Annotated in this window: 15 protein-coding genes; 10 read left to right on the top strand and 5 right to left on the bottom strand. The window is 66.5% G+C overall.

Features of this window, described 5'->3' with window-relative positions; translation table 11 throughout:
- Positions 1–13 precede the first annotated feature (13 nt).
- Positions 14–1,657 carry a methyl-accepting chemotaxis protein gene (locus RTW82_RS15665; RefSeq protein ID WP_316925649.1) on the bottom strand — a complete coding sequence of 548 codons (1,644 nt, stop codon included), beginning with the start codon at positions 1,655–1,657 and terminating at the stop codon, positions 14–16.
- Positions 1,658–2,278: 621 nt separating this feature from the next.
- Here RTW82_RS15665 and RTW82_RS15660 point away from each other — a divergent pair.
- The gene (locus RTW82_RS15660) at positions 2,279–3,043 is read left to right on the top strand and encodes a hypothetical protein (protein ID WP_236209477.1); all 765 of its coding nucleotides are present in this window, start codon (positions 2,279–2,281) and stop codon (positions 3,041–3,043) included.
- A 183-nt stretch (positions 3,044–3,226) separates the two neighbouring features.
- Here the strand turns inward: RTW82_RS15660 and RTW82_RS15655 are convergent, their stop codons facing one another.
- Both RTW82_RS15655 and RTW82_RS15650 read right to left on the bottom strand, forming a co-directional pair.
- Positions 3,227–4,708: a M4 family metallopeptidase gene (locus RTW82_RS15655; RefSeq protein ID WP_021221216.1), complete on the bottom strand. Its 1,482-nt coding sequence runs from the start codon at positions 4,706–4,708 to the stop codon at positions 3,227–3,229.
- A gap of 470 nt (positions 4,709–5,178) precedes the next feature.
- Positions 5,179–5,634, bottom strand: coding sequence for a cell division protein (locus RTW82_RS15650; RefSeq protein ID WP_316925699.1), 456 nt, complete (start codon positions 5,632–5,634; stop codon positions 5,179–5,181).
- 200 nt (positions 5,635–5,834) lie between these two features.
- Here RTW82_RS15650 and RTW82_RS15645 point away from each other — a divergent pair, with 200 nt between their 5' ends.
- Together RTW82_RS15645 and RTW82_RS15640 are read left to right on the top strand one after the other, a co-directional pair.
- Positions 5,835–7,619 (top strand): phosphoethanolamine transferase CptA, encoded by a 1,785-nt coding sequence (locus RTW82_RS15645; protein ID WP_316925648.1) that lies wholly within the window; start codon positions 5,835–5,837, stop codon positions 7,617–7,619.
- A 151-nt stretch (positions 7,620–7,770) separates the two neighbouring features.
- Positions 7,771–8,679, top strand: a complete 909-nt coding sequence (locus RTW82_RS15640) for a DUF808 domain-containing protein (RefSeq protein ID WP_316925647.1) — start codon at positions 7,771–7,773, stop codon at positions 8,677–8,679.
- Positions 8,680–8,890: 211 nt separating this feature from the next.
- On the opposite strand, the gene RTW82_RS15635 is transcribed toward RTW82_RS15640, so the two are convergent.
- Positions 8,891–9,286 carry a YkgJ family cysteine cluster protein gene (locus tag RTW82_RS15635; RefSeq protein ID WP_043240585.1) on the bottom strand — a complete coding sequence of 132 codons (396 nt, stop codon included), beginning with the start codon at positions 9,284–9,286 and terminating at the stop codon, positions 8,891–8,893.
- 299 nt (positions 9,287–9,585) lie between these two features.
- Here RTW82_RS15635 and RTW82_RS15630 point away from each other — a divergent pair, with 299 nt between their 5' ends.
- From RTW82_RS15630 to RTW82_RS15600, 7 genes are all read left to right on the top strand, one after another.
- Positions 9,586–13,221, top strand: coding sequence for a DUF2339 domain-containing protein (locus RTW82_RS15630; RefSeq protein WP_410478809.1), 3,636 nt, complete (start codon positions 9,586–9,588; stop codon positions 13,219–13,221).
- Positions 13,218–14,594: a DUF3999 domain-containing protein gene (locus RTW82_RS15625; RefSeq protein WP_316925645.1), complete on the top strand. Its 1,377-nt coding sequence runs from the start codon at positions 13,218–13,220 to the stop codon at positions 14,592–14,594. Before RTW82_RS15630 ends, RTW82_RS15625 begins: the two co-directional genes overlap by 4 nt.
- 205 nt (positions 14,595–14,799) lie before the next feature.
- Positions 14,800–16,446 carry a histidine kinase N-terminal 7TM domain-containing protein gene (locus RTW82_RS15620; RefSeq protein ID WP_316925644.1) on the top strand — a complete coding sequence of 549 codons (1,647 nt, stop codon included), beginning with the start codon at positions 14,800–14,802 and terminating at the stop codon, positions 16,444–16,446.
- 173 nt (positions 16,447–16,619) lie between these two features.
- A complete protein-coding gene (locus RTW82_RS15615) occupies positions 16,620–17,630 on the top strand; it encodes a class 1 fructose-bisphosphatase (protein WP_021221208.1) in 1,011 nt (336 codons plus the stop codon).
- Positions 17,631–17,633: 3 nt separating this feature from the next.
- Complete coding sequence (locus tag RTW82_RS15610; RefSeq protein ID WP_316925643.1) at positions 17,634–18,233, top strand: DUF924 family protein; 600 nt, start codon at positions 17,634–17,636, stop codon at positions 18,231–18,233.
- Between the two features lie 69 nt (positions 18,234–18,302).
- Entirely contained in the window at positions 18,303–18,557 is a 255-nt protein-coding gene (locus RTW82_RS15605) for a hypothetical protein (protein ID WP_021221206.1), read from the top strand.
- The gene (locus RTW82_RS15600) at positions 18,554–19,111 is read left to right on the top strand and encodes a lipocalin family protein (RefSeq protein WP_021221205.1); all 558 of its coding nucleotides are present in this window, start codon (positions 18,554–18,556) and stop codon (positions 19,109–19,111) included. Before RTW82_RS15605 ends, RTW82_RS15600 begins: the two co-directional genes overlap by 4 nt.
- A 4-nt stretch (positions 19,112–19,115) precedes the next feature.
- On the opposite strand, the gene RTW82_RS15595 is transcribed toward RTW82_RS15600, so the two are convergent.
- Positions 19,116–20,474: a formimidoylglutamate deiminase gene (locus RTW82_RS15595; RefSeq protein WP_316925642.1), complete on the bottom strand. Its 1,359-nt coding sequence runs from the start codon at positions 20,472–20,474 to the stop codon at positions 19,116–19,118.
- Positions 20,475–20,558: the final 84 nt, after the last annotated feature.

Raw genomic sequence — 20,558 nt, 5'->3', positions numbered from 1 at the left:
GCGCCTGCACCTGTCAGGTGCGGAAGGCCCCCAGCCCGCTTTTCAAGGCACGTGCCGTCTCGCCCAGTTCAGCGGCGGAGTGGTTGATGGCGTCCACATCCTGGCGGGTGTGCTCGAAGGCGCCGCGCATATCGCCCAGGCGGCCGGACATATCGGCCACCGCATGCTGGATGTGCTCGCTGCTGGTCAGCGCCTGCTCGACATTGGCGTTCACCTCGCCCATCTGCCGCACCAGGGTGTCGAGGGCTTCCAGCGCTTCGTCGGCGTTGCCCGCCAGGGCGCGCGAGCGCTCGGCGGTGCTGCCCATGCGCTGGGCGATCTGGCGGATGGCGCCGGTGACCTGGTCGATCACCTTGTGCGCATCGGCCAGCACGCTCTTGGTCTGCCCTGCCAGCTTGCGCACCTCGTCGGCGACCACGGCGAAGCCACGGCCCGCTTCGCCGGCGCGCGCGGCTTCGATGGCGGCGTTGAGGGCCAGCAGGTTGGTCTGCTCGGAGATACCCGCAATCATCTGCAGCACCTGGCCGATCTGCTCGGCCTCACGGCTGAGGCCGTCGAGGTCGGTGGCCAGTTCGATGTTGGAGGAGGTGCTGCCGTGCACATCGGCGATCAGCTGTTGCAGCTCCTGGTGGGCGCGGCTGAGTTCGGCGCTGGTGCGTTCGAGGTTGCTGCGCACCGCGCCGGCCAGGCTGTGGGATTGCCCGGCGGCCTGCTGGATCGATTGTCCGTGTTGGTCGACGTCGGCCAGTTGGTGCGCCGCCTGCTGGATCTGCTGGGTGATGTCGTCGGCGCGGTGCAGGAAGGTTTCCGCCAGCTGCTGGTTGCTGTCGGCCATGCCGAGGGCGCCGGAAAGGGTTTGCCGCAGGTCCTGCAGCAGGCCGGACAGGCGCGTACCCATCTGCCCGAGTTCGTCGTTGCTGGTGACTGCCAGGGAGTGCGAGAGGTCGCGCTCCTGGGCGATGCGGTTGAGCTGCCCGGTGAGCTGGCGGATGGCGTGGACCAGCATGCGCGTGGCCAGCCAGGACAGCAGCAGGCCGATGCCCAGCGTCACCGCGCCGATGAGCAGCAGGCTGCGCAGGCTATCGGCGATGGCCTGGTCGAGGCTGCTCAGGGTGACGTCCACGCCCACCACGTAGGGCTGGCCGCCGCTGGTGCGCATGGGCAGGAAGATCGAGCGGAAGGTCCCGTAGCTGTCGGTGTACTCGTCGAACTGCGCCTGGTTGCTGCGCGCGGCCTGGATCACCGCCGGGCTGGCGTCGGTGTACTCCTCCAGGTGCTTGGCGTAGCTGTCGCTGGCGATCTCGCTGCCGCTGGCGCCGTCGGAGAGGTAGAACACCCGGCCGCCGCTGTCGACCATCAGGGTGTAAGCGAACTTCAAGTCCACCTCGCCGGCGTACTCGCCGAGGTTGCGCACCTGTTCCAGATACTCGCCCTCGCGCAGGCCATCGGCCGTCCGCGCCCGCTCCAGGTAGTCGTTACCCAGCAGGCGCGGCACCGCATGGGCCGCCGCGCGCAGGCGGTTGTCCATCTGCTCGCGGATGTCCAGGGACTTCACGTACTGCGCGTAGCTGATGAAGGTGGCGATGCTGATCAGGTTGACCAGGGTGAAGGCCAGCAGAATCTTGGTCTGCAGGCTGACGGAGCGCAGCGATGACATCGGTTCAGTTCCATCCGAGTGGAGAGTCCAGCCGCTCTTGCAGTGGCTTACTTTTGTTTCGGAATACTCTGACAGAACTTGAGTGGCAAGTGGCTAGGCCGTCTTTGGCGCGGAACGCTCTGCGTCCTATTCAGCAGCATCACGAACCGGCCGTTCAACTGCTGCCAAGCATGTCTTGGGAGGCCATTTTGTCGCTCTAGCTTTCGCTGGTATTGCCGGCGTTTTGATTCGTTCTTGACTGAGGGGAGGTCCTAGGTCGGATGCGAAGCCGTCAGGTGGTGTGGCTAGACAACCGGCAGAGATTGTTGTCGATAGTCCGGTATGGCAGGTGCGGGGACGCTTATGCACCGCGCGCCTTCTGATGATTGGGAGTCTGTGCCCGGCGCGTTCAATAGATCGGAGGCGCTCTCAGCTCTACCGATTCTGGCTCTCTAGTTCTCCTCTACGTCGGCATCTTGCACCACTCAAGTGGTTTTACCGTCTGTCGTTGCTGTGATCTGCATCATTGCAGTTGATTTTTTTATCTATAAGGTGGCCAGCCGCCACTATTTGTGAAGAATTTGTGAAATCAGGAAATGTAGAGGCCAGGGATTTGGATTCTGGCCAAGGAGTTCTACGCCAATGACTGGCATTACCGTATTGATACTTGCTGCAGAAACTGGACAGAAGCTTGAACGCTGGGAACGGGGTGCGCTCCCCAAGCAGTTCATCGAGGTGCAAGGTGAAACGCTCATAGGGCGTACCCTTCGTTTGTTGTCTGAGCAAGGCATAACCATGCCATGGCTCGTCACTGCCAGTTCTGCGTTTGCCGCCTTGCCTGCTATCAGTTGGTGCCCGCTGAATAGCGAAACCAAAGCCCACAGTCTGCTTGCAGCGGAGTCGCTCTGGGTCAACGGCGATTTGCTGGTTTTGTATAGCGACGTCTACTACTCGGAGGCTGCATTCAAATCATTGTTGAGCATCAGCGGAACCCGCTTTCTTGGGCGCAGCGGGCGTAGCGCTTACACCTTCAAAAATTATGGTGAACTCTTTGCGATTCGCATCGCATCCGAGGATCGTAGCGCTGCTCTTGATGCGCTCGCCCGCATGGTTCTCCACCATCAGCGCACCAATGATCAGAGTTTCTGGAACTTCTACCGACTCATGGCTGGTCTGCCTCTTGATGGCGAATCCATGGAGCAGCGGCTGTTCATCGACGTGCATGATGAAACTGACGATGTGGATTTTGTTGAAGATGTCCCAATGTTGCTCGAAGCCATCGAAAAGCCTCTGCGCTGGCGTGCTCGTTACCTACTGCGTCGTTTGAGCCTTCTTAATAAGGCGCGTCGGGATAGAGCTCGCGCACTGCCGGCGGGCAGGGGGCGAAATATCTGGACCGCTTATTGAGGCTCTTGCGCTCTTCGTCGCTGCGGTGCCGGCTCTCTGGGGATGAGACTCGGCCTTGAGGCACGAGGAGATAGTAGAGGAATGGCCAAAGGGGCAGCCCGGCATAGAGACTTTCTAGCGTAGTGCTTGATGACCCCCTGCAAGCTCGCGCCGACAGGGGGCTTGATACGGGCAGTGCCCTGGTTACAGCGCCGTCTTGCAGCTCACGCCCACGGCCTTGAACGCGTTAATCACGTCCGCCGTCGGCAGGCTGCGGTTCTGTGCCGACTTGATCACGCCGCAGGCGCCCTGGTCGAAGGTGCTGGTCTCGGTCCAGTAGAAGCGGTTGGCGTCGACGAAGACTTCGAAGGCCTTGCGGGTGTTCCAGCCGGTCGACTTGGCGAGCAGGTAGAAGGCGCGGTTGTACACCCCGCTGGAGTGGTGCACGTCGATGCCCTCGTAGTAGTCGCTGGCCCGGTCGATGGAGCTGCCGTCACGGCTGGGCTGGTCCATGTAGCGCAGCGAACCGTTGCCCTTGAAGATATCGGCACCCACCTTCCAGTCGTTCTGCCCCTTCATGAAGTACTCGGCGGCTTCGCCGGCCATGTCCGAGAAGGCTTCGTTCATGCCGCCGGATTGCCCCTCGTAAACCAGGCCGGAGTTCAGCTCGGTAAAGCCGTGGCTGACCTCGTGGGCCGACACGTCGAGGGAAACCAGCGGGTAGAAACGGCTCTTGCCGTCGCCGAAGGTCATGGCCTGACCGTCCCAGAAGGCGTTCTCGTAGCCGTTGCCGTAGTGCACCTTCATGTACAGCTTCTTCTCGTTGAGCGGACGCAGCCCGCCGAACCAGTTGCCGTACATCTGAAACACCACGTTGCCGAAGTAGTGGGCATCGTTGAGGGGCGAGTAGGCGCCGTTGGTGAGCTTGTACTCGTTGTACGGGCAGGCGAAGCGGAAGGCTTTGACGCTGGTGTTGTTGGTGCTGTTGTTGAGGTTGACGGTGATCACGTCACCGCTGTTCATCTCGCAGCGGTTGTTGACGATCAGCGGACCGTACTGGGTGCCGTAGAGGTATTTGCCGGTCTTGGCGTTGCCGCCGGGGCCGGTGGCTTCGGCGTGGTTGAGGCCTTCCCAGCGCTGCAGGACCTGGCCGGTGTTGGCCTCGATCATGAAGTGCGGACGGGACGGCTCGTCACCGCCGACGAAGAACGACACCACATAGGCGAGCTGTGCCTGCTTCTGCTCGTTCAGCCGTACCACCAGCTCGCTTTGCTCGTTGCTCACCGGCTGGCTGCTGGCGACCAGGGCCTTGGCCTGTTGCAGGGCCTGTTCCTTGGTCAGGGTAGGGGTGGCGTCACGCACGAGGTCCTGCTCGATGCCCACCAGCATGCGGCCGGTGCGCTTGGTGGCGCCGTTGCGGCTTTCGGTGATGGCTTCGCCCCAGACCCGCACGCCCTTGTAGTACTGCTGGTAGCGGGTGACCTGGGTGCCGTTCGGCAGCTTGGCGCTGGTGCCCTTGTCGAGCTCCTCGGGTGCCAGGCCCAGGTCGGAGTGGATGTCGCTGCCACCGGCTATTCCTGCCCGTGACGGCAACTTGGCTACGTCCACCAGCTCGGCCGCGAGTCCTATCGCGGGAGAGGCGAGAGTGGCCAGGATCAGCGTTTTTCCTATGAACTTCCTTTGCATTCTGTAGCTCCTTGGTGATGGTCGGAGGGTATCTCCGTGGTGCTCCAGTGGCCTTGTGGGCGCTCTAGGAGCGAGGTATCGCCGGTGCCCGGCGGATGGCCGGTTGGGGTGGCGATAAGGAGGAAGGTATAGACGCCAGGAAGGGGATATCAACGCTCGGGTGCATAAATAATCGCGATATTTGCTGCAAATTTCGGCAATAAGGCTGCTATTTGTCGCGAATTGACAGGGTGTCAATTGCTGGCCGTTGCGCTTGCCCGAGTGCCGTGGCGATGACGGATGGGCTCTCCCGGTGGAGTCCAGCTCGGGATTCAGGGCTGCAGGGCCCGAAAAACGGGAGGTTGCGCCGGCAACCGCAAACGGGCGCTGGCAACGGCGAAGCGAGGGAAAGGAGGTGGGGGTGACGGAGAAGCGAAGCCCTCGGCCTTCGGTCGGATCACCCAAGGCCTGCGGGAGCTGCCGACGACTGGTCAGTCGGAAGGTGTGCGGCGATCGTGTCGATAGAGCCAGGCGAGCGGTGGCAGCAGGGCGAGCAGGGCAAAACCGTCGACCCACAGGTGCGCCCAGATGCCCCGCTGCGCGGAGAGCAGCATGTCCTGCGGGGCCCACAGCAGGATGCCGACCATCATCCAGCCCCAGGCCGAAGCGTTGCGCCCACGGTCGCCGATGCGCACCAGGGCGAACATGAACACCGCGTAGCTTTGCATCGTGGCGCCGAACAGGGCCTGCCACCACAGCTGCTGATCACGTGCGCCCTCCGGCACTGCGCCGGTCCAGAAGGCGTGCTCGACGCCCTGCTGATAGGCCTCGAACAGCGGCAGGTGGTTGAACCAGGTGAGCGCGAGGCCGGCACAGAGATGGCCGAAAGCGGCGGCATACAGCCAATAAACGAGGAGCTGGCGGAGGCGTGCGTGCGGGGTGGTCATCGACATTCCGTGTCCTGCTGGAGCATGGGTGGTGGCGGAGTGTAGCGACTTTACCCCGCGCCATTGGGATGCGTTGCGCGTGAGCGCGCACTCCCGGGCCGTATCGCCTTTCTTGACGAAGTTTTCACACGTGCTTGTGCAGAGTTCGTGCAGTTCCTGCCGGTTCGCTCGGCAGCCTGTATCCGACTGATGGAGTTCTTATGCCGTCGCATGCGCGTGATCAAGGGGCCAGGAAATTCGACTGGGCCGGTCTGGGCTGGTTGTTTCTGTTCTTCTGGTGCTTCTCCGGCTTCACCCAGGTGCTGATCCTGACCACCGATACCAGTGGCTTCACCGGCTTTCGCCAGGCCTTCCTGCTCAGCGGCCTGTGGCTGATCCCGGTGCTGCTGTTCCCGGCGCGCACCCGCACACTCGCTGCGGTGATCGGCGTGATGCTCTGGCTGGCCTCGTTGCCGGCGCTGTTCTACTTCCTGGTGTACGGCCAGGAGTTTTCCCAGAGCGTCATCTTCATCATGTTCGAGTCCAATACCGCCGAAGCCGGCGAGTACCTGACCCAGTACATGACCTGGTGGATCCCCCTGGTGCTGCTGGCCTACGCCGCCGTCGCCTGGCTGATCTGGCGGCGCCTGCGCCCGGTGTACCTGCCCCGTGGCAAGGCGCTGGCGATCAGCGCGGCCTTGCTGGTGGCGCTGCTCGGCTACCCGGTGACCAAGCAGATGATGGTCAACGACAGCTTCGAGCAGGCCATGGACGGCATCGACAAGCGCCTGGAGCCGGCGGTGCCCTGGCAACTGGCGGTGGGCTACCGGCAATACCGCCAGCAGCTGTCCAACATGCAGGACCTGCTGGAAGGCAACGCCCGCATCGCGCCCCTGGCCAACCTGCACGACATCAACGGCAACCAGCCGTCGACCCTGGTGCTGGTCATCGGCGAATCCACCAACCGCCAGCGCATGAGCCTGTATGGCTACCCACGCTCGACCACGCCGAACCTCGACAAGCTGCGCGGCGAGCTGCAGGTGTTCGACAACGTGGTCACCCCGCGCCCCTACACCATCGAGGCGCTGCAACAGGTGCTGAGCTTCGCCGACGAGAGCAACCCGGACGCCTACCTGAGCAAGCCCTCGCTGCTGAACATGATGAAACAGGCGGGCTACAAGACCTTCTGGATCACCAACCAGCAGACCCTGACCAAGCGCAACACCATGCTCACCACCTTCTCCAAGCAGGCCGACGAGCAGTTCTACCTGAACAACAACCGCAACCAGAATGCTCGCCAGTACGACGACGATGTGTTCGAGCCCTTCGCCAAGGTCCTCGCCGACCAGGCGCCGCGCAAATTCATCGTGGTGCACCTGCTGGGCACCCACATGAGCTACCAGTACCGCTACCCGCCGGAGTACGAGCGCTTCACCGATCGCCAGGGCGTGCCGCCCAACGTCACCGACGACCAGTTGCCCACCTACAACAGCTACGACAACGCCGTGCTGTTCAACGACCACGTGGTCTCCACCCTGATCGAGCGCTTCAAGGCCACCGACCCGAACGGCTTCCTGCTCTACCTGTCCGACCACGGCGAGGCGGTGTTCGACCCCGAGCACCCGCAGGTGCTGGGGCGCAACGAGGCGGCGCCCACCGCGCCGATGTACACCATCCCCTTCATGGTCTGGACCAGCCCCGCCTGGCAGCAGAGCCACCCGCGTAATTTCGCCGGTACCTTCGACCGCCCCTTCAGCAGTGCCGGGCTGGTGCACACCTGGGCAGACCTCGCCGGCCTGCGTTTCGACACGCTCGACCCCACCCGTAGCCTGGTCAGTGCCGACTTCAAGGCGCGCCCGTTGATGATCGGCAACCCCTACACGCCGAAGACCATGATCGACTTCAGCCTGATCAAGCCCAAACCCAAGGCCGCCGCCAAACCGGTGGAAGTGGCAAAGGAGGGCGACCAGCCCCTGCAGAGCGGCCCGCCCAGCACCCGTGGTTGAGGTGAGATAGCGTCCGGCCCCGGCCTTGACTGTGCCGGGGCGTCTGTCTGTCAGCTTTTTGCTTGGAAATCCGACGGGCCGATGGAATGGCGCCGTAGGCTGTTGCATCATTCCGCCCCTGCAACGCCTTCCCCCACTCAAGGATTTCCACATGGCCGGAGCCAGCCTGCTCACCCTGCTAGACGATATCGCCAGCGTCCTCGACGACGTTTCCCTGATGACCAAGGTCGCCGCGAAGAAAACCGCCGGCGTACTGGGGGACGACCTGGCCCTCAACGCCCAGCAGGTTTCCGGCGTGCAGGCCGAGCGCGAGCTGCCGGTGGTCTGGGCAGTGGCCAAGGGCTCGGCGGTGAACAAGGCGATCCTGGTGCCGGCCGCGCTACTGATCAGCGCCTTCGCGCCCTGGGCGGTGACCCCGCTGTTGATGGTGGGCGGCGCCTACCTGTGCTTCGAGGGCTTCGAGAAGCTCGCCCACAAGTGGCTGCACAGCGCCGAGGAAGACGAGCAGAGCCACGCGGCCCATGTCGAGGCGCTGGCCAAGACCGACGTCGATGTCGTGGCCTTCGAGAAGGACAAGGTCAAGGGTGCCGTCCGCACCGACTTCATCCTCTCCGCCGAAATCATCGCCATCACCCTGGGCACGGTCGCCGAGTCCTCCTTCGGGGTGCAGGTGGCCGTGCTGGTGGGCATCGCCGCGATCATGACCGTCGGCGTGTACGGCCTGGTGGCCGGCATCGTCAAACTGGACGACCTGGGCCTCTACCTCAGTCGCAAGGCCAGCCAGGCCGCGCAGAGCATCGGCCGCGCCATCCTGAGTGCCGCGCCCTACATGATGAAAGGGTTGTCGGTGATCGGCACCGCCGCGATGTTCCTGGTGGGCGGCGGCATCCTCACCCACGGCATCCCTGCGGCCCATGAGCCCATCCATCACCTGGCCGAAGCGGCGGGCGCCGCTGGCGTGGTGGTGCCGACCCTGATCAACGGCGTGGTCGGCATCGTCGCCGGTGCGCTGGTGCTGGTGGTGGTGAGCCTGGCGAAGAAGCTGTTCGCCAAGGGCTGATAGCCGCCCATGAAAAACGCCCCGCTGGCATCGCCCGCGGGGCGTTTTCGTTTTCAGGGGCTCGTATTACCGCTCGGACCGTAGCCCGGGCTTCAGCCCGGGGGCCGGGGCATCGCGGATGAATCCGCTCCCACAAGGCAGCATCCTGGGTGGGCGCTACTTGCCGAGGTGGGTAGGGCGGGTGAAACCCGCCTTGGTCGAGGTCGCGGGATCAGGCGTTGGGCTTGAAGGCGCAGTAGCCGGGGCGCGGGCCGATCCTGGGGTGGTTGCGGCAGGTTTCCGGGCGCTTGTCGTAGATGGTGCACAGGCGCGACTTGCGGTCGAGGAAGTAACAGTCGTTGTTGGCCATGCGGGCCAGGGTGAAGATGCCCGACTTCTGGTTGAAGCGTTCCACCAGGCCGTCCTTCATCAGGCGCTTGGCGATATTCTTCGGCGGCTCGCCGCGCTCGAAGTCGGCCACCAGCTCCATGCGGATCAGATCGCTGATGCGGGCCTCCACCGGCATGGTGCAGCAGCTGGAGACGCAGGCGTGGCACATGCTCTTTTCGTAACGGATCCAGGTTTCGGTGCGATCGATATCGGCACCGACGATGAGCATGGTCTTCATGGCTTGGGCGCGGGCTTGGGGCTGGGAGGGCGCGCATCATAGCGGGATTGGCGAATTTGTGAACAGTTTGCCGCCGGCCGGCGAGACGATTTCTACTCTCTGTGCGCAATCGGATGAATTTTCTGTGTCTGTGAGATGGCCAGCATTCGTCTGTAGGGAGTGTTCCGTTTCGCTCGATATACTGGCGCGTCGCCATTTACGCCGGGCGGCGGCGTTGAACGTGCAGGGATCTGGCGTTTCTTCTCAATCACTTGGGAATTCAGTGCATGCAATGGATCTTCATGCTGGTGGGTCTGGCCATGGGAGCGGCAGCCGGTGAATCGATCACCGGAGCCCTGCTGGGCGGCCTCCTCGGATTGGGCCTCGGACAGGCGATCCGCCTGCACGGGCTGAGTACGGAAAACGCCGCCCTGCAGAAGCAGCTGCGCGAGTTCGCGGCTCGTTTCGATGTGGGCACCCAGGCCATCCATGAGCGGCTGCTCAAGGTCGAGCGCAGCGGGGTGCAACCCGTCGCTCCCGCCGCGCCGCCCATCGAGGCGCCCGTGCCGGTGCCGGAAGCGCCCGTCGCCCATGCCCAGGCCGCCGCGCCGGAGAAGCCGGAGCAACCGGTGGACGACAGCGAGCTGGTCTGGGAACTGCCTGCGGAGCTCGAGCCGGAGCCCCTGGTGGTCACCCCCCCACCGCGCCAGCCGGATGTCAGCGACTGGACCCTGGAACCTCTCCCCGAGCCCCTGGCCGAGCCGCTGCCACCGCGCCAGCCGGAACCCATGGTCGCCCGTGCCCCGGTCACCCCGCCCCCACCACCGCCGCCCCGCGAGCCCTCGCTGTTCGAGCGGGGCTTCGAGGCCGCGCGCAACTGGCTGTTCGGTGGCAATACCGTGCTGCGGGTCGGCGTGCTGCTGCTGTTCCTCGGCCTGGCCTTCCTCCTGCGCTACGCCACCGAAGGCATGGTGGTGCCCATCGAGGTGCGCTACGCGGGTGTCGCCGCTGCGGCCATCGCCCTGCTGGGGCTGGGCTGGTGGCTGCGCAAGCGCAACCCCAACTACGGCCTGATGCTGCAGGGTGCGGGTATTGCGGTGCTCTACCTGACGGTGTTCGCGGCGATGCGCCTGCATCCGCTGCTGGACCCGAAGATGGCGCTGATCCTGCTGATCGTGGTCACCCTCTGCTCGGCCATCCTCGCGGTGCTGCAGGACGCCCTGGGCCTGGCCGCCGCTGCGGCACTGGGTGGTTTCGCCGCGCCGATCCTCACCTCCACCGGCAGCGGCAACCATGTTGCGCTGTTCTCCTATTTCGCCCTGCTCAACGCCGGCATCTTCGCCATCGCCTGGTTCAAGGCCTGGCGTCTGCTCAACCTGATCGGCTTCGTCGGCACCTTCGGCATCGGCTTCGCCTGGGGCCTGCGCTCCTACAAGCCGGAGCTGTTCGCCAGCACCGAGCCCTTCCTGGTGCTGTTCTTCCTCATGTACCTGGCCATCGGCCTGCTGTTCGCCCGGCGCAAGCTGCGTGAAGCGGCGGCCGCGCCGGATGGCGAGCGTGATGCGCTGCTGCGCTGGTCGGCGCGCCAGGGCGACTACATCGACGGCACCGTGCTGTTCGGCCCGCCCCTGGTCGGTTTCGGCCTGCAGTACGCGGTGATCCACCACATCGAGTTCGGCGCCGCCTTCAGCGCCCTGGCCATGGGCCTGCTGTACATGTTCATCGCCCGGGTCCTGGCCGGTCGCGCACCGGGCCGCGCCTTGTTGCTGGTGGAAACCTGCATGGCCCTCGGCGTGGTGTTCGGCACCCTGGCCATTCCGCTGGGCCTGGATGCGCGCTGGACCTCCGCTGCCTGGGCCGTGGAAGGCGCCGGCATCTTCTGGTTGGGCCTACGTCAGCGCCGGCCGCTGGCCCGCGCCTTCGCCCTGCTGTTGCAGGTGGGGGCGGCCCTGGCCTTCCTCGGCAGCCTGCGTGTGGGCGTCGACAGCCTGCTGGACGGTGCGGCGCTGGGCGCGCTGATGCTCGGCGTGGCGCTGCTGTTCAGCTTCTGGCAGCTGCGCGGTGCGCAGGAGGAAGAGGCGTCCGCCTGGGAGCGCAGCGGCTTGCCGGTGCTGGCCTGCAGCGGGCTGGCCTTCCTCTACCTGATCGCGCCGCTGTGCCTGCGCGCCGAAGGCACCGCCATCGTCTGGGCCCTGGCCGGCCTGGCGACCCTCTACGTCGGCCTGCGCCTGGCCTCGCGCACCTTCCTCTTCAGCGCCTTCGCCGTGCAGCTGCTCGGTGGCGCCGTGTTCCTCCTGGGCATGGACCGCAGCGGGCTGGGCAGCGGCAGTGCGTTGGGCTGGAGTGGCCTGGTCACCGCCTCGCTGATCGGCCTGGCGCTGATCGGCGGCATGCTGGTGGCGGCCCGCGACGACATGGTGCGCAACGACAAGCGCCTGCTGCACAGCATGTCCCTGGTGCTGCTGGTGGGCCTGGTGTTCATCAACCTGGCGGTGCTCTTCGTCCTGCCCTGGCGTACGGCCAGCGCGGTATGGGGCGGCAGCGGCCTGCTGATCGTCTGGCTCAGCCTGCACCTGCAGCTGCGCGCCAGCTTCGTCTTCGGCCTGGCGCTGCAGGTGATCGCGGGCCTGAGCTTCCTCGCGGTGAGCCCGTTGCTGCTCGGCCAGTTAAGCACCGAGGGCTTGCGCCCGCTGGCCCACGCCGGCTTCTGGACGCCGCTGGTGCTGTCCCTGGCCGCCCTGGCCGGCGCCTGGCGCCTGCACCACGAGACCCGTCGCGAAGACCCGCGCCTGCAAGGCCTGAGCCTGGGGCACCTGTCGCAACTGCTGCTGGTGTGGAGCGCGGGCTGGTGGACCCTGACCTGGGTCGCCGAGATCGCCCGCTTCGCCGCGCCGGAACTGCAGGTGCCCCTGGTGCTGCTGGCGGCGGCGGTGACCGTGGCGCTGTGGATGCTGCTGGCGCTGCGCACCCAGTGGCGCACCCTGGCGCTGCTTTGCCTGCTGCTGGTGCCGGGTGCGCTGGTGGTGCTGATGCTTGCCTGGAACCCGCATTACCACCCGGCGGCGGACTTCGGCTGGCTGGGCTGGGGCGCGCTGTTCGCGGTGCACCTGCTGGCCCTGCGCAAGCTTCACGGCCTGTTGCCGGAAGGCCCCCGCAGCGCCGCCCACGTGCTGGGCTGCTGGTTGATCCTCGGGGTGCTGGCACTGGAGCTGCGCTACCTGCTGATGCTGCTGTCCGAGCACTACAACGCCTGGCGCTGGCTGGGCTGGGCCTTGCTGCCGAGCCTCTACCTGCTGCTGGTCACCCGGGTGTCGCGCCTGCCCTGGCCGGTGGTCGCCTTCCCGCGCGAATACCGCCTGTGGGCTGCCATGCCCCTGGCGGCGATGATGCTGGCCTGGTTCTGGATCGCCAACGCCTGGAGCGACGGCAGTGCCGACCCGCTGCCTTACCTGCCGCTGGTCAACCCGCTGGAGCTGGGCCTGCTGTTCGCCCTGCTGGGCGTCTGGCTGTGGCTGCGCGAGAACCTCGGCGAGTTCGGCTTCGATGCCAGTATCCAGCGCCTGGCGCCGCAGCTGGTGGTGGGCGCCTCGCTGTTCGCCCTGGCCACGGCCATCGTCTTCCGCAGCGCCCACCACTGGGGCGGCGTGCCCTTCGTGCTGGATGCGCAGCTGGATTCGATGCTGGTGCAGGCCGGCCTGTCCATCGTCTGGACCAGCATCGCCCTGGGTCTGATGATCGGCGGCCACAGGCGCGTGCACCGCGAGCTGTGGCTGGTGGGCGCCGCGCTGATCGCGGTGGTGGTGGCCAAGCTGTTCTTCGTCGAACTGGGTAACCGGGGCGGCCTGGAGCGGATCATTTCCTTCATCGGCGTCGGCGTGTTGCTGCTGGTCGTCGGTTACTTCGCGCCGCTTCCGCCCAAGCGGGCGGCGCCCGAATCGGAGCAGGTCAACGCATGAGCCGTTTCCCCCTCTTGCTGAACATCTGCCTGGGCCTGCTGTGCGTGACACAGCCGGTGCAGGCCCAGGACAGCCTGGACGACTTCGCCGCCCGGGTACCGCTCAAGGTCGAGGGCAATGGCCCCTGGTACCGCGTCGACCTGCCGATGTCGCTGCATTTCCTCGCCCGTCATGCCGACCTGCGTGACCTGCGCATCTTCAACGCCGAGGGCGAGCCCCTGGCCTATGCGCTGGCCCGGGGTGAATCCCAGGTCACCCGCAGCGAGCAGGAGCTGGAACTCAAGTGGTTCCCCCTGCGCGGCCCGGCCGATACCAGCCTGGGTGCGCCACGGGTACGGGTGGAGCGCAGCACCACCGGCACCGTGGTCGAGGTCCTGCCGGAAGACCCGGCCGCCAGCGGCGAGCGCCTGCGTGGCTGGTTGCTGGATGCCAGCGGGATGAAAGCGCCCCTGGAGAAGCTGGTGATCGACTGGAGCGAGGAGGGTGAAGGCTTCCAGCAGTTCACCATCGAGGCCAGCGACGACCTGCAGAGCTGGCAGTCCTGGGGCACCGGGCAGATCGCCCGGCTGAGCTTCGGCAACGACCATATCTACCAGCGTGAAGTGACCCTGCCCGGGCACAAGGCGCGCTACCTGCGCCTGCTCTGGCTGGACCGCGAAGCGCCGTTGCTCACCGAAGCGCGGGTCACCGGTGCCCGCCAGGAAAGCAGCCCGGCGCCGATGGTCTGGTCCGACCCGCTGCCCGCTGGCAGCCCGGCGGCCGGCGAGTACAGCTGGGACCTGCCGTTGCCGTTGCCGGTGGAGAGCCTGAAGTTCTCCCTCGAACAGGCCAATACCCTGGCGCCGGTGCGGCTCCAGGCGCGGAGCAACGACACCGCGCAATGGCAGGCGCTGACCTCCGGGCTGCTCTACCGCCTGCCCAAGGACGGCAAGGAGGTGCTGCACGACCGGCTCGAACTGGACGGCTGGATGCCGGTGCAGCACCTGAAGATGAGCGTGGACCAGCGCGCCGGCGGCTTCGGCGCCAAGGCCCCGACCCTGCAGGTAGGCATGCGTGCGCTGCAACTGGTGTTCCTGGCCCGGGGCACGCCGCCCTATACCCTGGCCGTCGGCAAGCCCGGCGCGGCCAGCGCCGAACTGCCGTTGACCACCCTGGTGCCCGGCTACGGCCCCGGCAGCCTGGCGAAGATGGGCAGCGCCCAGCCCGATGGCGACCTGCGCCTGGCCGAGGCCAAGGCGGTGGTGGTGGCCGAGGAGAAGGGCTCGGCATTGGCCTGGAAGCGCATCGGCCTGTGGGCCGTCCTGTTGCTGGGCGTGGGGCTTCTGGTGCTGATGGCGCTGAGCCTGCTGAAGGGCCAAAGCAAGGGGGCCTGAGGCCGCTCGCTGAGCGAAGTTGTCACGTAGATACTGGCTTTTTGCTGTATCTTGGCGCCGTTGCGCGACAGGGGTCGCGCAACGTTCCTTTGCGTCAGGTACGACCGGTGCTCGACTTCATTTCGCAGCTGCAAGCTGCCCGCCTCTTGGGCCCGTCCTTCTTCGGGCGGCCGGTCATTCGTCGGCTCGCCGTGGGGCGCCCGGCATGAGCATGTGCAGCGGCTCCGGCTGGGCGCTGACCACTCCCGTCCTGTTCACCGGGATGCTGAGCGTCGGCATCATGTTCCTGGCCCGCTGGATCGGCCGCCAGCGCTACTTCCCGGGCCGCGCCAGCTTCGTCGTCCTGCATGTCTGCATTCTCTGGTGGCTGACCACCGCCGGCCTCGAACTGGCCGCCCAGGGCGCCTCGTGCAAGGTGTTCTGGGCCAGCATGGCCTGGCCGGGGATCGTCGCCGTGCCCACGCTCTGGGCGGTGTTCCTCTGGCAATACGTCAACAGCATCCGCGAGCCTCTGGCGCCGCAGCGCTACCTGCCCCTGGCGATCGCGCCGCTGGCGGTCTGGGGCCTGGCGCTGCTCAACCCCTGGCAGGCCTTCTATGGCCCGGCCACGGCGCCGGCTTCCAGCCTGCCGGGTGCGCCGGTGGTGTACGAGCACGGTGTGCTGTTCCACGGCACCGCGGTGTACGTCTATGTGCTGATGCTGTTCTGCCTGGCGGTGGTGAGCCGCGCGGTGATCACCAGCCACGGCCTGCATCGTCGCCACTACCTTGCCTTCGTCGTGGTCACCTGCGTGCCCTGGTCGGCCAACATCAGCTACGTGGTGTTCGGCTGGACCCTGTTCGGCTTCGACCCGACGCCCTTCAGCTTCGCCTTCACCCTGCTGGCATTTTCCTGGCTGATCCTCGGTGTGCGCCTGTTCGACCTGTTGCCGGTGGCGCGCCACCTGTTGCTGGAGGAGCTGCCCGATCCGGTGCTGGTGATCGATGCCAAGGGCCGCGTGATCGAGGCCAACCCCGCCGCGCTGCGCCTGGCGGGCTTGCGTAACGGCTGGCAGGGCAGGGCGCTGCTGGGCTGGCCGGTGATCGGCGTCGAACTGCATGGCCTGCTGCAGGCGCAGGCCGGTGGCGAGCCGATGCTGACCCTGGGCGAGCCGCCGCGTTACTTCGAGGTGCGCGCCCGGGCCATCGAGCGGGTCACCCGCACCGGTAGCCATGTGCTGGGGCGGATGGCCTACCTGCGCGAGGTGACCGAGCGCCACCGCAGCGAGCTGCAACTGGCTGAGGCCCTGGCCCTGAGCGAGCAACGCCTGCTCACCATCTCCAGCCTGCATGAGCAGTTGCAGGAGCAGGCCCTCTGCGACCCGCTCACCGGGCTCTACAACCGCCGCTACCTCAACGAATTCTTCGCCCGCGAGCAGGCCCGCAGCCTCCGTGAGGAAACCCCCATCGCCCTGGCCCTGATCGACCTGGATCACTTCAAGCAGCTCAACGACCGCCACGGCCACCTGGTGGGCGACGACGTGCTCAAGGGCGTCGCCGGCTTCCTGGAATGCAGCCTGCGCAGCACCGACGCGGTGTTCCGCATCGGCGGCGAGGAGTTCCTGCTGATCCTGCCCGGGGCCGACAGCGAAGAGGCGCGCCTGCGCCTGGAAGCCATCCGTCGCGAACTGGCCGATACCGGCCTGGCCACCCGTGGCGGCAAGCTGCACGTGACCCTGTCCGCCGGCCTGGCCATCTGGCCCAGCCAGGGGCAGAGCCTCGACGAGCTGCTGCAGGTGGCCGATGCCGCGCTGTACGACGCCAAGCGCAACGGCCGCAACCAGGTCTGCGCGCTGGCCCGGGTGAGTCTCTGAGCCGTCGCTGAACCAGTTGGCGTTTGCTGCGTCAGATGTTTCTGCGTGCCGCCCAGAAGGCCTCCGGCGCCTCTGCTCCGGGCATTGCAGAAGGCTGCCGAGCGGCTTGCAGCATTGCGGCGCGAGTCGCGCTAAACTGCGCGCGTTTTTACTTCCCCTCCGGAGCCTCTTCCATGTCCCGCGTAACCCTGAGTCGCTATCTGATCGAGCAGACCCGTAGCCACAACACCCCTGCCGATCTGCGCTTCCTCATCGAGATCGTGGCGCGTGCGTGCAAGGAAATCAGCCATGCCGTTTCCAAGGGCGCCCTCGGCGGCGTGCTCGGCAGCATGGGCACCGAGAACGTACAGGGCGAGGTACAGAAGAAGCTCGACGTGCTCTCCAACGAAATCCTCCTGGAAGCCAACGAGTGGGGCGGCCACCTGGCCGGCATGGCCTCCGAAGAGATGGACAACGCCTACCAGATCCCCGGCAAGTACCCCAAGGGCGCGTACCTGCTGGTATTCGACCCGCTGGACGGCTCTTCCAACATCGACGTCAACGTCTCGGTCGGCACCATCTTCTCGGTGCTGCGCTGCCCGGACGAGTACCTCTCCCAGAACGACAGCCTCAACGAGCAGGCCTTCCTGCAGCCGGGCACCAAGCAGGTGGCCGCCGGCTACGCCATCTACGGCCCGCAGACCATGCTGCTGCTGACCCTGGGCGACGGCGTCAAGGGCTTCACCCTGGACCGCGAGCTGGGCAGCTTCGTACTGACCCACGACGACATCCGCGTGCCGACCGCCACCGCTGAATTCGCCATCAACATGTCCAACCAGCGCCACTGGGAAGCCCCGGTCAAGCGCTACGTGGACGAGCTGCTGGCCGGCAAGGAAGGCCCGCTGGGCAAGAACTACAACATGCGCTGGATCGCCTCCATGGTGGCCGACGTGCACCGCATCCTCACCCGTGGCGGCCTGTTCATGTACCCCTGGGACGCCCGTGAGCCGGAGAAGCCCGGCAAGCTGCGCCTGATGTACGAAGCCAACCCGATGTCCTTCATCATCGAGCAGGCCGGCGGCGCCTCCACCGATGGTCGCCAGCGCATCCTCGACATCCAGCCCACCTCCCTGCACCAGCGCGTGCCGGTGTTCCTGGGTTCCAAGGAAGAAGTCGAGCGCGTTACCGGCTACCACCAGGAATAAGCCATGCAGCCCTGGCAGCCATTGCTCGACTGGTGGTTCGGCGATTTCGCCGACGCTGCCGAGACGGCTGCCGCGCGCCAGGGCCTGTGGTTCGGCAAGCGCGACAGCCAGGACCAACACGCCCGCCAGTGCTTCGGCCCCCAGGTGGAGCAGGCGCTGGACGGCGGCCTGGCCGACTGGGCGGAACAGCCCGAGGGCTGGCTGGCGCTGATCCTGCTGCTGGACCAGCTGCCGCGCATGCTCTTCCGTGACCAGCCCCGCGCCTATGCCGGCGACAGCCGTGCCCTGGCACTGGTGCGCGACGGCATCGCCCGGGGCCTGGATGCGCAGCTCACGCCGATCCGCCGGGTGTTCGTCGAGATCGTCTTCGAGCACGCCGAGGATTTGGCCACCCAGGAACTGGCCGTGCAGCGCTACACCGCCCTGCGCGATGCCGTTTCCCCTGCCGAGCGCGAGCTGTTCGACGACTTCCTCGACTACGCCGTGCGCCACCACGCGGTGATCGCCCGCTTCGGCCGCTTCCCCCATCGCAACGCCATCCTCGGCCGTGCCTCCAGCGTCGAGGAAGCCGCTTTCCTCAAGGAACCCGGCTCGCGCTTCTGACTCCAATGGGCATTCCCCGTGGCGCTGTGCCAAGCTTGCCGCGGTATTCCCCACACCACGGAGTCATTCATGCAACTGCGCATCCTCGCCCTGCTGTCCGTCTGCGTCGCGCTCGTCGCCTGCAACAAGATCAACCAGGAGAACTATTCGAAGATCAAGGCCGGCATGGCCAAGGCCGAGGTCGAGCAGATCATCGGCGAACCCACCGAGTGCTCCGGCGCCGTGGGCCTGACCAGCTGCACCTGGGGCGACCAGAAGGCCTTCATCAGCATCCAGTTCGCCGGCGACAAGGTGATGATGTACCAAGGGCAGGGCCTGAAATGATCCGTCTTGCGCTGCTGCTTGGCGCGCTGCTGCTGGCCGGTTGCGCCGGCTCCAGCGAGCCCGCTGCGCCACCGCGCACGGTGGGCTCGGTGGATCTGCAACGCTACCAGGGCACCTGGTACGAACTGGCGCGGTTGCCGATGTTCTTCCAGCGCCATTGCGCACAATCCGAAGCCCACTACAGCCTGCAGCCGGATGGCGCGGTCGGCGTGCTCAACCGTTGCCGTACCGCCGAAGGCGAATGGCAGGAAGCCCAGGGCCAGGCCGTGCCCCAGGTCGCCGGGCAGACCGACAAGCTCTGGGTGCGCTTCGATAACTGGTTCAGCCGCCTGGCGCCGGACCTCACCAAGGGCCAGTACTGGGTGCTCTACCTGGATGACGGTTACCAGACCGCGCTGGTGGGCCACCCGGACCGCACCTACCTCTGGTTGCTGTCACGCACCCCCGAGGTGCCGGAACACACTCGCGCGCACCTGCTGAAGCTGGCCCGCGACCAGGGTTACGACACCGATGGCCTGATCTGGCGTACGCCGGACGACAAGATGCCGCGTTGATCCCCTAGCCCAACAGGGATCGCAACACGCCGGCGAACTCCCGCGCCGTCGCCTCTTCCTCGGGGTGACGGCCGTCCTGCACCACCCAGCGTCCCGCCACCATCACGTCCCGCACCTGGCGATCACCGCCGGCGAACAGCCAGCGGTTGAGCAGCGCGTCGTCCTGGGCGGTGGCGAGGTAGGGGTCGTTGCCGTCCAGCACCAGCCAGTCCGCACGCTGGCCTGCTGCCAGGGCGCCGGTGGGCTGGCCTAGGGCCTGGGCGCCACCGCTCAGCGCCGCCTGGTAGAGGGCGTCGCCCACGCGGGGCTGATTCGCCTGGTGCAGACGGTTGCGGCGCTGGTCGCGCAGGCGCTGGCCGTATTCCAGCCAGCGCAGTTCTTCTACTGGGCTGACCGACACATGGCTGTCGGAGCCGATGCCGAAGCGTCCGCCCTGGGCCAGGTAGTCCACCGCCGGGAAGATGCCGTCGCCCAGGTTGGCTTCGGTGGTCAGGCACAGGCCCGCCACCGCGCCGCTGCGGGCCATCGCTTCGACCTCGTCGGCTTCCGCGTGGGTGGCGTGGACCAGGCACCAGCGCGGATCCACGTCGACGTTCTCGTACAACCACTGCAACGGGCGGCGGCCGCTCCAGGCGAGGCAGTCGTCCACTTCCTTGCGCTGCTCGGCGATGTGGATGTGGATGGGTGTGTCGCCCGGGTCCGCCGCCAGCACGGCGCCGATCTGCTCCGGTGTCACCGCCCGCAGCGAGTGGAAGCAGGTGCCCAGCACCTGCCCGGCGGGCAGTGCTGCGCGCAGGCGCTGCTGCAGGGCGAGGTAGCCATCGGTGGAGTTGATGAAGCGGCGCTGGCCCTCGTTGGGCGCCTGGCCGCCGAAGCCGGCGTGGCTGTAGAGCACCGGCAGCAGGGTCAGGCCGATGCCGGTGCGGCTGGCGGCCTGGCTGATGCGCAGGGCGAGCTCCGCCGGGTCGGCATAGGGGCGTCCGTCGCGGTCGTGGTGCAGGTAATGGAATTCGGCGACGCCGGTGAAGCCGGCCTTGAGCATCTCGATGTAGAGCTGGCGGGCGATCACCTCCACCTGCTCCGGCTCCATGCGGCCGACCAGGCGGTACATCAGGTCGCGCCAGGTCCAGAAGCTGTCGTTGGGGTCGCCCGCCACCTCGGCCAGCCCGGCCATGGCGCGCTGGAAGGCGTGGGAGTGCAGGTTGGGCATGCCCGGTACCACCGGGCCGTTCAGACACTCGGCGCCATCGGCCGTGGCGCCTGCTTCCACGCGGCTCAGGCGACCATCCGCGGCCACCTCGAAACGGACGTCCCTGGCCCAGCCCTGGGGCAACAGGGCTCGTTCGGTGAAGAAGGCTGGCATGATTGGCGACCTGCGAGGGTTGTTATTTGTATATACATATACAGACGTATATCGAGACCGTAAACTCGCCCTGTTCCCCGGCCG

Origin of the sequence: Pseudomonas sp. zfem005 (assembly GCF_032621735.1) — a bacterium.
In the GTDB taxonomy this organism is placed as follows: Bacteria; Pseudomonadota; Gammaproteobacteria; order Pseudomonadales; family Pseudomonadaceae; genus Metapseudomonas; species Metapseudomonas solani.
This window is presented reverse-complemented; position numbering and strand designations above follow the sequence as displayed.

Coding starts and splice junctions, on each gene's coding strand:
- RTW82_RS15665 (WP_316925649.1), bottom strand. CDS start 1,657: ATGTCATCGCTGCGCTCCGTCAGCCTGCAGACCAAGATTCTGCTGGCC.
- RTW82_RS15660 (WP_236209477.1), top strand. CDS start 2,279: ATGACTGGCATTACCGTATTGATACTTGCTGCAGAAACTGGACAGAAG.
- RTW82_RS15655 (WP_021221216.1), bottom strand. CDS start 4,708: ATGCAAAGGAAGTTCATAGGAAAAACGCTGATCCTGGCCACTCTCGCC.
- RTW82_RS15650 (WP_316925699.1), bottom strand. CDS start 5,634: ATGACCACCCCGCACGCACGCCTCCGCCAGCTCCTCGTTTATTGGCTG.
- RTW82_RS15645 (WP_316925648.1), top strand. CDS start 5,835: ATGCCGTCGCATGCGCGTGATCAAGGGGCCAGGAAATTCGACTGGGCC.
- RTW82_RS15640 (WP_316925647.1), top strand. CDS start 7,771: ATGGCCGGAGCCAGCCTGCTCACCCTGCTAGACGATATCGCCAGCGTC.
- RTW82_RS15635 (WP_043240585.1), bottom strand. CDS start 9,286: ATGAAGACCATGCTCATCGTCGGTGCCGATATCGATCGCACCGAAACC.
- RTW82_RS15630 (WP_410478809.1), top strand. CDS start 9,586: ATGGGAGCGGCAGCCGGTGAATCGATCACCGGAGCCCTGCTGGGCGGC.
- RTW82_RS15625 (WP_316925645.1), top strand. CDS start 13,218: ATGAGCCGTTTCCCCCTCTTGCTGAACATCTGCCTGGGCCTGCTGTGC.
- RTW82_RS15620 (WP_316925644.1), top strand. CDS start 14,800: ATGAGCATGTGCAGCGGCTCCGGCTGGGCGCTGACCACTCCCGTCCTG.
- RTW82_RS15615 (WP_021221208.1), top strand. CDS start 16,620: ATGTCCCGCGTAACCCTGAGTCGCTATCTGATCGAGCAGACCCGTAGC.
- RTW82_RS15610 (WP_316925643.1), top strand. CDS start 17,634: ATGCAGCCCTGGCAGCCATTGCTCGACTGGTGGTTCGGCGATTTCGCC.
- RTW82_RS15605 (WP_021221206.1), top strand. CDS start 18,303: ATGCAACTGCGCATCCTCGCCCTGCTGTCCGTCTGCGTCGCGCTCGTC.
- RTW82_RS15600 (WP_021221205.1), top strand. CDS start 18,554: ATGATCCGTCTTGCGCTGCTGCTTGGCGCGCTGCTGCTGGCCGGTTGC.
- RTW82_RS15595 (WP_316925642.1), bottom strand. CDS start 20,474: ATGCCAGCCTTCTTCACCGAACGAGCCCTGTTGCCCCAGGGCTGGGCC.